Genomic DNA, 13,690 nt, shown 5'->3' with positions numbered 1-13,690 from the left:
ACGCGGGGGAGGTCAGACTGGGTAGGTGTGGATTTCGGTGGCTTTTAGGGTGGCGTGGAGGGGTTGGCCGGGGGATAGGTGGAGGTCGGCTACAGCTGCGGGGGTGATGTCGGCCAGGAGGGTGGCTGGGCCGGTGGGGGTGGCGTTGAGGCGGACTCTGACTGTGTGGGCGTGTTGTTCTATGCCGGTGACCACGGCGGGCCAGGTGTTGCGGGGGCTGCCTGAGGGTGGTGAGGGGTAGAGGCTGACCGCGGTCGGTGGGAAGGCGACGTGGACCGGGCCGGTGGCTGGTTCGGCGAGGGTCATGGTGCCGCCTTCCACCAGATCGACTGTTGTGCCGGAAGCGGTGCCTCGGTAGAGGTTGAGGCCTACTAGTTGGGCTACGTAGTCGGTGCGGGGGCGGCGGGCTATCTCGGTGGGGCGGCCTGCTTGGACCATACGACCGTTCTCAACGATGACCAGGCGATCCGCGAGGACCATGGCGTCGAGTGGGTCGTGGGTGATGAGCAGAGTGCGGCCTTCGTAGCGACTGAGGTGCTGGCCGAGCTCGGCCCGGACGTGGAGCGTCGTACCGGCGTCCAACGCGGCCAGAGGCTCGTCCAGCAACAACAGTTCGGGGTCGGTGGCCAGGGCTCGGGCCAGGGCGACTCGCTGGGCTTGGCCGCCGGACAACGAGCGCGGGCGGGTACGCGCGTACGACGACAAGCCGACGATGTCGAGCCAGCGCGAGGCCTCCGACCGGGCGGCGTGTTTGTCGAGTCCGCGGGCGCGGAGGCCGAAGGCAACGTTCTCGAGGCAGCTGAGGTGGTCGAAGAGCAGGTAGTCCTGGAAGACCACGCCGATCGGCCGGCGGTCCGGCGGACGGAATGTACGCGGGGGTTCGTCCCACACCTCAGAACCTAAAGCGATGCGGCCACCGCCCAGCGGCAAGAGGCCGGCAATCGCGCGGAGTGCGGTGGTCTTGCCGGCGCCGTTGGGGCCCAGCAACGCGACCACCTCACCTGGTTCGACAACCAGGTCCAACGCGAGGTCGAAGGAGTCACGGGTCACTCGCACGTCGGCGTACAGAGTCATCGCAACCCACTGATCCAGCGCTCGCGCAGAGACGCCAGTACGACGACAGACACGATCAGAAGCACGATGCTCAGTACGACGGCCACGTCCGGGTCGGTCTCCAACGCGAGGTACACCGCCAGCGGCATGGTCGTCGTACGGCCGGGGAGGTTGCCGGCAAAGTTGATGGTGGCGCCGAACTCGCCCAGTGCGCGAGCCCAGCACAGTACGGCGCCTGCCACGACACCTGGCGCGATCGACGGAAGTGTCACGCGTCGAAAGGTCAGCCAGCGGCCTGCGCCGAGTGTCGCGGCTGCCTCCTCGTAGCGAGGGTCAGCAGCCCGCAGTGCGCCCTCGACAGAGATCACCAGGAACGGCATGGCAACAAAGGCCTCCGCCACGATCACACCGGCCGTCGTGAACGGCAGGGTGATGCCGAACCACAGATCCAGACGCTCACCGATCAGTCCGCGTCGCCCCAGAACCAGCAGCAGTGCAACACCGCCCACTACCGGTGGCAGGACCAGTGGGACTGTCACCAGCGCCCGGATGACGCCGCGACCGGGCAACTCGCCGCGGGCCAGCAACCAGGCGAGCGGGATGCCCAGGACAAGGCACACCGCAGTAGCGGAGGTGGCGCAAATCAGGGACAGCCTCAGCGCCTGCCAGACGTCCGGACTGGACAGACGGCTCGGCAACGTCGACCAAGGCGCTTTGGCCAGCAGACCGATCAGAGGGACGACCAGGAACGCCAGTCCGAGCAGGGCAGGCAGCAGGAGCACGAGGGGCAACCGCCCACTGGTGCTCCTGCTGCGACGACTCACGGTGCGTCGAAACTACTACGCCCTACGGCGCGGTGAAACCGGCAGCCGTCATGACCGCCTTGCCCTGGTCGGACAGTACGTAGTCGACGAACGCCTTGGCGCCGTCCGGGTTCGGAGCCTTCGTCAGCGTCGCGATCGGGTACTCGTTGATCGCCTTGCCCGCTTCGGGGAACTCGATGCCGTCGACCTTGTCCTTGGCCGACAGTACGTCGGTCTTGTAGACGAGGCCGGCGTCGACCTCGCCGAGGCCGACCTTGGTCAGCACGGCCTTCACGTCCTGCTCGAGGCTGTCCGGCTGCGGCGTGATCCCGGCCGCCTTGAACACCGTGTCGGCCGCCGCGCCACACGGCACCTGTACCGCGCAGATCGCGATCTTCTTGTCCTTGTTGCCGAAGTCCTCCAGCCCGGTGATCTTGCCCGGATTCCCCTTCGGTACGGCGATTTCCAGCGTGTTCGTCACGAACACCGTCGGAGGGTTCTTGTCCGTCACCTGGTCCATGTTCTTCGGCGAGGCCGACGCGAACACGTCCGCGGGCGCACCCTGATTGATCTGCTGCGCCAGCGCCGAGCTGCCGGCGAAGTTGAAGGTCACCTTCACGCCGGGGTGGGCCGCCTCGAAGTCCTTGCCCAGCTGGGTGAACGTCCCGGTCAGGGAGGCCGCCGCGAAGACGTTGACGGTCCCGGACAGAGCCGGCGTACTGCTGCTGCCCGACGGCGAGGACGCCGCCGGAGTGTCGTCACCGCAGCCGGCGAGGGTGAGCGCGGCAACGGCGGCGAGGGCAGCGAGCGCGGTACGACGGAACATCAGGCCTCCGGGATTTCGACGACGACATGGGTGGACTTGATCGACGCGACGGCGACCACACCGGGCTCCAGACCGAGCTCGTCGGCGGCCTCGCGACTCATCAGCGACACGACGCGGAACGGCCCGGCCTGCATCTCGACCTGGGCCATCACACCGTCCTTGAGGACGCGGGTGACGATCCCCCGCATCCGGTTGCGCGCCGATGCCGCGGCGGTGTTCCCCGGCTCCGGCGACTCGGCCTGCTCCTTGGCGAACGCGGCGAGCGCTCGCCCGTCGATCGCCATCCGGCCGCTGTCCTGGACTGACGGCAGCCGGCCCTGGTCGACCCAGCGACGGACCGTGTCGTCACTGACTCCCAGGAGCGCTGCCGCCTCACTGATCCGCAAGTTCGGCACGGCAGACAGCATACTGCCGCAGATGCGCATTCTGGCCTGGACTTTTCCACAGCCACCGACCGGTGACGGAAAGTGTCTGCCAATCCGCATAAGTTGAAGGCATGAGGACATCGGGGTTGCGGGACTACCTGGACGGGCCGCACAAGGCGGCGCGCGACGTGGTGCGCGCAGGGCTGGCGGACGCGGAGCTGTTCGACCTGGCCGTGCGCCTGCCGCGGGACGAGTACCGCGACAAGGTGCTCGACCTGTTGCAGCGGATCACGGCCGACGGGCACCCGGCACGCGGCTTCCCGAAGGAGTACGGCGGTGAGGGCGATCTCGGCGGGTTCATCGCCGGATTCGAGATGCTGGCCTTCGGGGACCTCTCGCTGATGGTGAAGGCGGGGGTGCAGTTCGGCCTGTTCGCCGGCGCGATCCTGCATCTGGGGACCGAGAAGCACCATGAGCGGTATCTCGCCGACGCGGTCGGTGGCCGATTGCTCGGCTGCTTCGCGATGACCGAGACCGGCCACGGATCGAACGTCCAGGCGCTCGGCACGACGGCGACGTACGACGCCTCGACCGGGGAGTTCGTCGTCCACACACCGACCGCGGCGGCGCGGAAGGACTACATCGGCAACGCGGCGCGGCACGGGCGGATGGCGGCGGTGTTCGCGCAACTCGTGGTCGGCGGTGAGAGTCATGGGGTGCATTGCCTGCTGGTCCCGATCCGAACGGACGACGGTACGGTGATGCCCGGGGTGACGCTGTCCGACTGCGGCCCGAAGCTGGGGCTGAACGGGGTGGACAACGGGCGGATCGTGTTCGACCAGGTCCGGGTGCCGCGGGAGGCGCTACTGGACCGCTATGCCCAGGTCGATGCTGACGGCAACTATCAGAGCGGGATCGAGAATCCGGACCGCCGATTCTTCACGATGCTCGGGACGCTCGTGCAGGGGCGGGTGTCGGTCGGCGGTGCGGCGATCAACGCGAGCAAGGTCGCGTTGACGATCGCGATCAAGTACGGCGCTCAGCGTCGGCAGTTCGGTGCGCCGGGGAGCGCGGAGGAGGCGTTGCTACTGGATTACCGGATGCACCAGCGACGGTTGTTGCCGTTGCTTGCGCGGACCTATGCCTTGCACTTCGCGCAGGGTGAGTTGGTCGACGAGTTCGTGCGGGTGTTCGGGGAAGACGGCACCGAGCACGACCGGCGGGCGTTGGAGGCGCAGGCGGCCGGGACGAAGGCGCTCGGGACGTGGCATGCGACCGAGACGATCCAGATGTGCCGCGAGGCGTGTGGCGGTGCCGGTTACCTGGCGGAGAACCGGTTGGCGACGCTGAAGGCGGACACCGATGTGTTCACCACCTTCGAGGGGGACAACACCATCCTGTTGCAGTTGGTGGCGAAGGGTCTGCTGACGGACTACCGGGAGTCGTTCGGCAAGCTGGACCCGCTCGGCACGGCCCGGTTCATCACCGCGCAGGCGGTGGAGATCGCGGTCGAGAAGGCGGCCCTGCGACCGCTGATCGAGCGGCTGCGAGACGTCGTACCGAATCGGAGTGATGCGGCCGATCCGGATGCTGGGTTGCGGGACGACGCGTATCACTCGGGGCTGCTGCGGTTCCGGGAGGAGCACATGTTGTCCGGGGTCGCGCGGCGGCTGAAGGCGGGCATCGATGCAGGCGATGAGCCGTTCGAGGTGTTCAACCGGTGCCAGGACCACGTGATCGCCGCCGGGCGGGCGCACGTGGACAGGATTGTGCTCGAGGCGTTCCAGGGCGCCGTACTGGACGCGCCGGAGGAGAGTCGTGCGCTGCTGAAGGACGTCTACGACCTGCACGCGCTGGCGACGATAGAGGCTGAGCGGGCCTGGTACCTGGAGCACGGGCGGCTGTCACCGGGGCGGTCGAAGGCGATCACGGCGCTCGTGAACGAGCTGTGCGCCGCCGTCCGGCCGGCCGCCGTCGAGCTCGTCGACGCGTTCGGCATACCGGGCGGGGCGGTGGAGGTGCCGATGGTTGTACCGTCGCAGCATGAGTGAGCCGATCGAACCCGCGTCGGCCGCCGAGGCCGCCCGCGAACTCGCCCGGGTGTTGCTGGAGCAGGCCGACGCTCTGGACCTGCACGACCTGCGGGCCACCGGCGCGATTGAGAACGTCCGGGTCCAGGCCCGGGCGCTCGCGGACGCCGTCCATGAACGGGGCTGGGGTGACATCTTCCTCGGGATCGACTCGTACGACCCCGACGAGCTGGACGACCTCCCGCTCGGGCCGGACGACTTCGACGACCCCGCGGACTACCGGGAGATCGTGGAGGGTGTGGACGATCTCGAGGAGCTGGAGGAGCCGCTGCTGCCGGCGGACGGGGTCCGGGTCAGCTACCAGGCGCGGTACGACTATGTGGTGACGGATCCGGACGCGTTCGTGCAGTACGTCCGGAGCCGGGCCGACGAGGCGCAGAACGACGAGGTGATCGACGACATCGAGGACGCACAGTCGGCGTTCGAGCTGCTGTGTTACCTCGACGGGATGGGGTCGAAGGAGTACGACTCGTTCGGGCTGATCCCGGCCGGCGGGGAGGAGTCCCACCGGATCGTCGAGTTCTCCCTGTGGGACCTCGACCCGACCCGCCGCGACGACACCTACCCGTACTAGCCACCAATCACCACGAACCTCCGAGCGCCTGCCGTCAGCCCAGCAGCTGACAGTAGGCGCTCGGCTTGTGTGCGGAAGGAAGGGCTCAGGCTGACGAGACGCGGCCCGCGCGGGTGCGCGCGTACGGGCCTGTGCGGGTGCCGCTGCGCGGCGTGTGCGCTGCGCAGGTGCTGATCGCGGGGGCGGCTGTACCGGTGCAGGCTGCGCGAGTACGGCGTGGGTGGGTGCTGCTGCTCGCGGGCGGGCTGGGCAGGTGCGCTTGTCAGGAGGGCGGCTGTACCGGTGCGGGCTGCGCGGGCGTGGCGTGGGCGGGTGTTGCCGGGGGCTGCGTGGGTGCGGTTCGTGCGGGTGTGTCTTGTGCGGGGGCGCGTGGGTGTGGGGTGGTTGCGGGTGGTGGGGTTTTGGACTGGTCCGGAGGTGGGGGGCTGTTGTTGCGGAAGGCAACGTTCTACGGAAAGTGAAGGTTTGTCTACGGAGAGTTGTCTTGTTCAAAGGCAATGCAAATGTTTGATCGGGGGGATTCCCGGCGATCGCGGCCCATGACAACGTTCTGTTGTCGGCGGCGGACGGGTCGCTGACACAGGCTCCAGGTGGTTCCCGAAGTACTCCCGTCCGCGACCGGACTGTACCTCCCCTGCCGGTCACGGAATGAGGCATCGGGCCCGCCCGCCTTCGGGCCGATTGCCCTCTCGGGGCAACAGCAGGACGCCGGCCGTGCCGCTAGGGCAGCCGGTCGCCAGTGAGGTGGCGACCGACGCCCGGCACGGTCGGCGTTTCCGTTCCCGGGTTGGTGTCTGGTGCTGCTGGGGACCAGACACCAACCCGGGAACGTCACCCGGTCAGCCACCATCACCGTACTGTCCGCCGTCCCGCTCGGCTTCACGATGCAAGTAGCCCCGGTCACCAGCCCGCCGCGTCCATCAGGTCTCGCGCTTCTTCCTGCGCAACCGGCTCGCGGCGCGAAACGCCGCGGCCGCACACCAATGCCGTCAACCTCGACGCGGCCCGTTGATCAGGCGAGCTCCAAGGACGGGCGGGCCGGGACCTTGCCGTACGTCGTGGTGCGCTGGCGGGCCGGGCGACCGGCGGCGGTGGCCATGGCGGTCAACTCCTCGATGGACTTGCGGGAGCCATGCTTGGAGCCGGCCATCCGGCTGATGGTCTCCTCCATCAGGGTGCCGCCGATGTCGTTGACGCCGCCGTTCAGGACCGCGACGCAGCCGTCGACGCCGAGCTTGACCCACGAGCACTGGATGTTGTCGATCCGCCCGTGCAGCATGATCCGCGCCATCGCGTGCACCGCGCGGTTCTCGTCGTACGTCGGTCCCGGGCGGGCGACGCCGGCCAGGTAGATCGGCGAGTTCTGGTGGATGAACGGCAGCAGCACGAACTCTGTGAACCCACCGGTCTGATCCTGTACGGCGGCGATCGTCCGCAGGTGCTGGACCCAGTGGTGCGGTGCGTCGACGTGCCCGTACATCATCGTCGAGCTCGACGGCAGGCCCACCTTGTGCGCGGTCGAGATGACCTCGATCCAGCTTGCCGTGGGCAACTTTCCCTTGGTGAGGATCCAGCGCACGTCGTCGTCGAGGATCTCCGCAGCGGTGCCAGGGATGCTGTCCAGGCCCGCCTCCTTCACCGAGATCAGGAAATCCTCGATCGACAGCCCGGTGCGGACCGAGCCGTTGACGATCTCCATCGGTGAGTACGCGTGCACGTGCATGTCCGGGACCCGGTCCTTGACCGCGCGGACGAGATCGGCGTACGCCGTACCCGGCAGGTCGGGGTGGATACCGCCTTGCATGCACACCTCGGTCGCGCCGATCACCCAGGCTTCCTCGGCGCGCTGGCCTACCTCGTCCATCGACAGCGAGTAGGCGTCGGCGTCGGTTCGCCGCTGCGCGAACGCGCAGAACCGGCAGCCGGTGTAGCAGACGTTGGTGAAGTTGATGTTGCGGTTGACCACGTACGTGACGTCGTCCCCGACCGTTGCCTTGCGCAACCCATCCGCAAGAGCGGCCAATGCGTCCAGCGCCGGACCCGTTGCCGTCATCAACGTCAGGGCCTGCGCATCCGACAGCCCGGCCGGATCCCGCTCGGCAGCCGCGAGCGCCGCCTTCACATCACCTTCGACACGCTCTGGTGCGGACCGATGAGCGACGTCTTCGCGGAGGACGTCCCAGTCGCCGTACGCCGCGTCGAAGTCCGAGCGGGTCTCGGTACGCCGTCCCTCGGTGTCGATCGCGGTGTGCAGGTCGGTGCGGCCGACGCTGTCCCAGCCGCCGTCCGGCTCCTGCCACGGCAAACCAACCGGCAGCGCGGACTCGTTGGCCAGCCCACTCGCGGGATCGACCAGCGCCTCGACGTGCGAGATCAGCCGCGGGTCGAGCCACGGCTCCCGCAGGTACTCCGGATGCGCGGTCAGCCGCTCCCGCAGCACAAAGCCCGCGTCCGCCGTGACCTTCGCCAGGTCGTCGATCTGCGGCCATGGGCGTTCCGGGTTCACGTGGTCGGGCGTCAGTGGCGACACCCCGCCGAAGTCGTCCACGCCCGCGTCGAGCAGAGCCCGGCACTCGGCCAGGTCGACCAGGTTCGGCGGCGCCTGCACCCGGACGCGCGGCCCGAGCACGACGCGGGTGACGGCGATCGCGGCCAGCCATTCGTCCAGCGGTACGTCGGCGTCGTTGCGCATCGCCGTGTCCGGCTTCACCCGGAACCCCTGGATGATCACTTCCTGGATCCCGTTGTACTGCCGCGCCACGCGACGCAGCGCGAAGATCGAGTCCGCCCGCTCCTCCAACGACTCACCGATCCCGATCAGCAGACCGGTCGTGAACGGCACGTTCGACCGCCCGGCGTCCTCGAGCACCCGCAGCCGGATCGCCGGATCCTTGTCGGGTGAGCCGAAGTGCGGCTGGCCCTTCTCCTCGAACAGCCGCCGGGACGTGGTCTCCAGCATCATCCCCATGCTCGGCGCGACCGGCTTCAACCGCTGCAGGTCCTGCCACGACATCACCCCTGGGTTGAGGTGCGGCAGCAGCCCGGTCTCCTCCAGGACCCGGATCGCCATCGCCCGCACGTAGTCGAGCGTGCTGTCGTACCCGGCCTCCTCCAGCCACTGCCGCGCCGCCTCCCAGCGGTCCTCGGGGGCGTCGCCGAGGGTGAACAGCGCCTCCTTGCAGCCGAGTGCGGCGCCCTGCCGCGCGATCTCCAGCACCTCGTCCGGCGAGAGGTACGGCGAGTGCACCCGCCCCGGCGTGGTCGCGAACGTGCAGTAGTGACAGCGGTCCCGGCACAACCGGGTCAGTGGGATGAAGACCTTCTTCGAGTACGTCACGATGCCGGGGCGGCCGGCGTCGGCCAGGCCCTGGTCGCGGACGCGGGCCGCGGTCGCCATCAAGGCGGTCAGCGCGTCGCCGCTCGCGCCGAGCAGCACCTCCACCTCCGCCGGGTCGAGGGTCTTGCCGTCGTCCGCACGCTTCAGGGCGCGGCGCATCGCCGTACTGATGTCGTTGGTTGTCACGTCATCCGAGCCTAGGCGCCGGAAACCGCCCGTTCCCGTGATTCCCGGGACCAAAAACAATCCGTACAGACGTCCTGATAGTTTGCTGTTCGTGCAGGTCAGAAGGGCGGCGGACGGTCGCCGGATGCGTGGTGAGCAGCGGCGGAGCGAGCTGCTGCGGGCCACGCTCACCGTGATCGAGCGCGACGGGGTCGCAGGTGTGAGCCATCGCGCGGTGGCCGCGACGGCGGATGTGTCGGTCGCGTCGATCACGTATCACTTCGCGACGCTCGACGAGCTGCTGGTCGCGGCGCTGGGGTGGGCGGCCGAGGATCTCGCCGCCGAGCTGCACGGCTGGGGGAGTGAGCTGGGCGCGCGGCCGGCGGACGAGCTGGCGCGGTTGATCGAGCACAGCGTCGTACGGCGGCGCGGCCGGACGCTCGCGTTGTACGAGCTCTATCTGTACGCCGCTCGCCGGCCGGAGCTCCGCGACGTCGCCCAGGCCTGGTTGGAGCCGTTGACCGAGATCGCCCGGGCCTTCACCGCCGATCCGCAGAAAGCGCGGCTGCTGGTTGCGGCGCTGGAGGGCCTGCTGATGCAGGCACTGATCGGTAGCCGGCAGGTGGACCGTGCGGACCTCGCCGCGTTATTGGAGGTGCTGAGGTAGGCGGTGCCGGGTAGGGTCGCGAAGGAACTCGCCATCGGGAGGTCCGGGTGTCTGACCCCGCAGTTCAGCCACTGTTCGCGTCCGCTGTCCGCGCCGTACGAAAACTGCAAGATCTCGGCGATCCACTGCCCGCCGATGTGATCACCCAACTGTCCAAGCTGGAAGGCAGCTCGCTGAGCGAGGCGGAGCGGCGCAGCCAGCTCGAGACCCTGCTGCGGCCGTACGTCTTGGTGGACGTGTCGATCGACGAGCAGGGGATCGCTGTGTGCGCACCGGGCGCCGCGCCGCCGCGACTGGTCCAGCACGGCTGGCGCAGTTTCCTCGTGCGGGTGGCGAACCCGCACCGGATCGCCGCCAGCTTGAGCGCATCGCCCGGCGGCGTGTACGGCTTGATCGACTACCAGAGCCACTCCGCGCGCATCGCGTTGCACGACACGCTGACCGTCGTTCCACGGATCAAGGACGCCTGGCTGGACGCGGCCATCGCCGCACCGAAAGACCTGTCTGGCCTGGAGGTCGAGTACAAGGTCATCAGCCTGTACAGCCGCGAAGGCGGCGTCCGGCCGGGTGGCGTGTCACTCTTCGCCGCGGACGAGCACAACCACCACAGCCTGAGCCGGTCGCCGCTGGGGCTCGCCGGCTTCCGGACGAACTTCGAGTTGCGCGAGTACGCCGCGTCGTTCGACTTCGACTGTGCACCGGCGCGCGACATCCAACTGGACATCCGTGAGCCCGACGGGCGGAGCTGCATGGCCGCGATCACGGTTCGCGACGCGCAGGGACGCTCGTACCCCTCGAAGGCGATGCGGCTGGCGCCGGACATGTTCTTCCACGAGCACGTCTACCGCGCGACCGGCGAAATGATCCGGCTGCCCGAGGGGCGGTACGAGGTCTCGGCGATCCGCGGGCCCGAGTATCGACAGGTTGTGCTCGAGGCCGACGTCGACGCGGAGACCGAGACGGTCCCGATCACCCTCGACCCCTGGGTCGATCCGGCCGGCCACGGCTACTACTCGGGCGACCCGCACATCCACGCCGGCGGCTGCTCGCACTACAACGTCCCGAGCGAAGGCGTCACGCCCGAAACGATGATCCGGCATGTCCGCGGGGAAGGCCTGTGGCTCGGCAGCGTGCTCACCTGGGCGCCGTGTTACTACCACCAGAAACAGTTCTTCAGCGGTGCGGCGATCAGTCCGCCGGCCAACCTGGAAGATCCGGCGATGCAAGCCGCACAGGGCATGACCTGGACTCCACAGCCGACCGACCGCGATGCCGAGAGTGTGTTGCGGTACGACGTCGAGGTGTCGGGGTTCCCGTCCAGCCATTCCGGTCACCTGATCCTGCTCGGGCTCACCGACCAGGACTACCCGGGAACCAGTCTGATCGAGGACTGGCCGTCGTGGAACCTGCCGGTCCTGCGCTGGGCCAAGGAGCAGAACGCACTGGTCGGGTACGCGCACTGTGGAGTCGGTCTGTCGGTCGGCACCGAGGACCTGCCCAACTACATCGTGCCGTCGTTCCAGGGCATCGGCTCCAACGAGATCATCGTCGACGTACCTCTCGGGGCCGCCGACTTCCAGTGCGGCGCCGAGTTCGCGCCCGCGGCCGAGTTGAACATCTGGTACCACCTGCTCAGCGTCGGCTACCGCACTCTCATGCTCGGCGAGACCGACTATCCGTGCATCTATGACGACGGCCCGGGAGTCGGGCGTACGTACGTCCGACTGGCCGAACCGCCGGCCGGTCCGCAGGCGATCGAGGCATGGATTACCGGTCTGCGGGAGAGTGCGTCGTACTTCGGGGACGGCCGCAGTCACGTGTTCGACCTGGCCGTAGACGGTGACGTCAGCCGTGAGCATCCGCTCGACGCTCCCGGCCCGGTGCGAGTCAGCGCGACGGTCGCAGCTTGGCTGCCCGAGCAGCCGCCTCCACCGCCGGCGGGTCGTCCGGTGTACAGCGCTCCGGTGGGTTGGCATCTCGAGCGGTCCCGGATCGGCACGTCCCGTGCCGTCGTGGTCGAGGTCGTGCTGAACGGTGTCGTGGTGGCGTCGCAGGAACTGGTTGCCGATGGCACCGAGCAGGAGGTCGCGTTCGACGTGACCTTGGAGCGCTCGTCCTGGCTGGCGCTGCGGATCCTGCGCAGCGTGCACACCCAGCCGATCTTCCTCGAGGTCGACGGCCGGCCAATCCGGGCCTCACGCCGCAGCGCTCAATGGCTGCACGACTCCGTCGACCAACTGTGGAAGGTGAAGTCGGGGTTCATCCGGGAGAGCGAGCGGGATGCGGCGCGGCAGGCGTACGACGAGGCGCAGGCCAGGTACCTGTCGAGGCGAGAAGAATGCGAGGCCGACTGATGCATCACGCACCTGCCATCGGCTGCTGCGGACCGGTCGAGACGGAGGCGCCGCTCGCGGTGACCATCAACCCGGAGGCGCGGGTGAACGTCGCCCGCAGCGGCGCGCCGATCGACACCTTGACGCCAGGTGAATGGCACACCCTCGCCGTGACGGTCGTCAACGACGGCTTCGTCACCGGCCCCTTGGCGATCGAAGCCGAACCGGTCAGCGGGCTCCAGCTCGACCTGCCGGCTCACGAACTGACCGGTGAGCATCGCCAGGAGACGGCCTTCCGGGTCCGGCTCGACGCGCCCACCGTTGTGGACGTGACCCTGACCTTCCGCGCTCTCGGCGCGCTTGGTGGTCTCGCCAACCACAGCACCGTCAACCTGCTGCTATCGGCTCGCGAATGAGGTCTCACCGGCCCGGCACATGCCGAGCAGGACGAGGTGGTGGAACGGCCGGACCAGGTTGTAGTAGAAGCGCCCGACGGGTCGCAAGTACTTGACCAGCGTGACGACCTTGAACTCCGCGGGCTGCCCGTTGTCCGTGATGATCGCCAGCCAGGCGATCAGATGGTTGTCGGAGACCTTCAGCAACAAGTAGTGATCCTCCTCGCCGCGCACGACGGTGAAGAACGAGGCGGGATCACCCGGGGTGAAACTCACCGTCTCCGGCCGCAGTCGAAACGAGTCGGGGACGGCGGTCTCCAGCCGGAGCGCCCAGGCCAGCAGTATCCGGACGCCGAACAGTGCCTTGATCCACAGCGGCCCATGGCCGAGTGCGCCGGCGGTGAACTCGCGCAGTGACACGGCACCGCGAGCGGTCTTCACATCGACCACGTCGACGATGGGCAGTAGGTCATCCAGCTCAGGCAAGTCGATGCGGGTCGGCATGTCGACTCCTCTAATCGATGGACGCGAGACGCAGGGTCAGTGCGTAGATGTCGCGCAGGTCGTCCTTGGCGATGGGCGGCAGCACCTGCTCGGCGCCGATCAGGATCAGATAGAGCAGTTGCGCGAACCGGTCCGGATCCAGGTCGGCCTTCAGTCCGTGGCACAGCTCCTTCAGGTACGCCGTCCGCGCCCGGTCCACCCGCTCCTGCGCAGCCCGTACTTCGGGATCCTGGAGGGCCCACGCCCGTACGGCGATCTCGAGCCCCGCACTGTCCGGGTCGGATGTCACGAGGCGCAGGAGGTGCTGCAGCTTCGCCGCGGGCTCCGCGTCGGGCTGACGCTCGACCGCGTCGATCAGCCGGGTGGTGAACTGCGCCTCGAAGTACTCCAGGAGTGCCGTCCGGTAGCCGGCGGCGCCCTTGAAGTGGTGGTAGTACGAGCCTTTGGTGACACCGAGCTTCCCGGTCAGCCGCTCGATCGTCACCGCCGGCGCACCTTCGTCCGCCAGAAGCTCGAGGCCGGCGTCCAGCCATTCCGTCCGGGTGACCATGCCGAAAACATACCATACCGTTTGGTAT

At 68.4% G+C, this 13,690-nt stretch carries 12 protein-coding genes; 5 read left to right on the top strand and 7 right to left on the bottom strand.

Annotated elements, in window-relative coordinates; all coding sequences use genetic code 11:
* Positions 1-12 precede the first annotated feature (12 nt).
* The 4 genes from ACXC9Q_RS09930 to ACXC9Q_RS09915 form a co-directional block, all read right to left on the bottom strand.
* Positions 13-1,074 (bottom strand): ABC transporter ATP-binding protein, encoded by a 1,062-nt coding sequence (locus ACXC9Q_RS09930; RefSeq protein ID WP_457056186.1) that lies wholly within the window; start codon positions 1,072-1,074, stop codon positions 13-15.
* A complete protein-coding gene (gene modB / locus ACXC9Q_RS09925) occupies positions 1,071-1,835 on the bottom strand; it encodes a molybdate ABC transporter permease subunit (RefSeq protein ID WP_457056185.1) in 765 nt (254 codons plus the stop codon). Before modB ends, ACXC9Q_RS09930 begins: the two co-directional genes overlap by 4 nt.
* A 64-nt stretch (positions 1,836-1,899) precedes the next feature.
* The gene (gene modA / locus ACXC9Q_RS09920) at positions 1,900-2,682 is read right to left on the bottom strand and encodes a molybdate ABC transporter substrate-binding protein (protein ID WP_457056184.1); all 783 of its coding nucleotides are present in this window, start codon (positions 2,680-2,682) and stop codon (positions 1,900-1,902) included.
* Positions 2,682-3,077, bottom strand: a complete 396-nt coding sequence (locus ACXC9Q_RS09915) for a TOBE domain-containing protein (protein ID WP_457056183.1) — start codon at positions 3,075-3,077, stop codon at positions 2,682-2,684. Before ACXC9Q_RS09915 ends, modA begins: the two co-directional genes overlap by 1 nt.
* Before the next feature lie 101 nt (positions 3,078-3,178).
* Here ACXC9Q_RS09915 and ACXC9Q_RS09910 point away from each other — a divergent pair, with 101 nt between their 5' ends.
* Complete coding sequence (locus tag ACXC9Q_RS09910) at positions 3,179-5,098, top strand: acyl-CoA dehydrogenase family protein (protein WP_457056182.1); 1,920 nt, start codon at positions 3,179-3,181, stop codon at positions 5,096-5,098.
* Positions 5,091-5,711, top strand: coding sequence for a hypothetical protein (locus ACXC9Q_RS09905; protein WP_457056181.1), 621 nt, complete (start codon positions 5,091-5,093; stop codon positions 5,709-5,711). The genes ACXC9Q_RS09910 and ACXC9Q_RS09905 overlap by 8 nt, the downstream gene beginning before the upstream one ends.
* A 1,012-nt stretch (positions 5,712-6,723) precedes the next feature.
* On the opposite strand, the gene ACXC9Q_RS09900 is transcribed toward ACXC9Q_RS09905, so the two are convergent.
* The gene (locus ACXC9Q_RS09900) at positions 6,724-9,234 is read right to left on the bottom strand and encodes a bifunctional FO biosynthesis protein CofGH (protein ID WP_457056180.1); all 2,511 of its coding nucleotides are present in this window, start codon (positions 9,232-9,234) and stop codon (positions 6,724-6,726) included.
* 91 nt (positions 9,235-9,325) lie between these two features.
* On the opposite strand from ACXC9Q_RS09900, the gene ACXC9Q_RS09895 reads away from it, so the two are divergent.
* From ACXC9Q_RS09895 to ACXC9Q_RS09885, 3 genes are read left to right on the top strand one after another with little or no spacing between them, the layout of a single operon-like run.
* The gene (locus ACXC9Q_RS09895) at positions 9,326-9,880 is read left to right on the top strand and encodes a TetR/AcrR family transcriptional regulator (RefSeq protein WP_457056179.1); all 555 of its coding nucleotides are present in this window, start codon (positions 9,326-9,328) and stop codon (positions 9,878-9,880) included.
* Between the two features lie 47 nt (positions 9,881-9,927).
* Positions 9,928-12,234, top strand: a complete 2,307-nt coding sequence (locus ACXC9Q_RS09890; protein WP_457056178.1) for a CehA/McbA family metallohydrolase — start codon at positions 9,928-9,930, stop codon at positions 12,232-12,234.
* A complete protein-coding gene (locus tag ACXC9Q_RS09885; RefSeq protein WP_457056177.1) occupies positions 12,234-12,629 on the top strand; it encodes a hypothetical protein in 396 nt (131 codons plus the stop codon). The genes ACXC9Q_RS09890 and ACXC9Q_RS09885 overlap by 1 nt, the downstream gene beginning before the upstream one ends.
* On the opposite strand, the gene ACXC9Q_RS09880 is transcribed toward ACXC9Q_RS09885, so the two are convergent.
* Both ACXC9Q_RS09880 and ACXC9Q_RS09875 read right to left on the bottom strand, forming a co-directional pair.
* On the bottom strand, positions 12,612-13,112 hold the full coding sequence (locus tag ACXC9Q_RS09880) for a DUF2867 domain-containing protein (protein WP_457056176.1): 501 nt from the start codon (positions 13,110-13,112) through the stop codon (positions 12,612-12,614). The two genes, ACXC9Q_RS09885 and ACXC9Q_RS09880, sit on opposite strands and share 18 nt — an antisense overlap.
* 10 nt (positions 13,113-13,122) lie before the next feature.
* A complete protein-coding gene (locus ACXC9Q_RS09875) occupies positions 13,123-13,662 on the bottom strand; it encodes a TetR/AcrR family transcriptional regulator (RefSeq protein ID WP_457056175.1) in 540 nt (179 codons plus the stop codon).
* Positions 13,663-13,690: the final 28 nt, after the last annotated feature.

This window comes from Kribbella sp. CWNU-51 (assembly GCF_054073265.1).
This window is presented reverse-complemented; position numbering and strand designations above follow the sequence as displayed.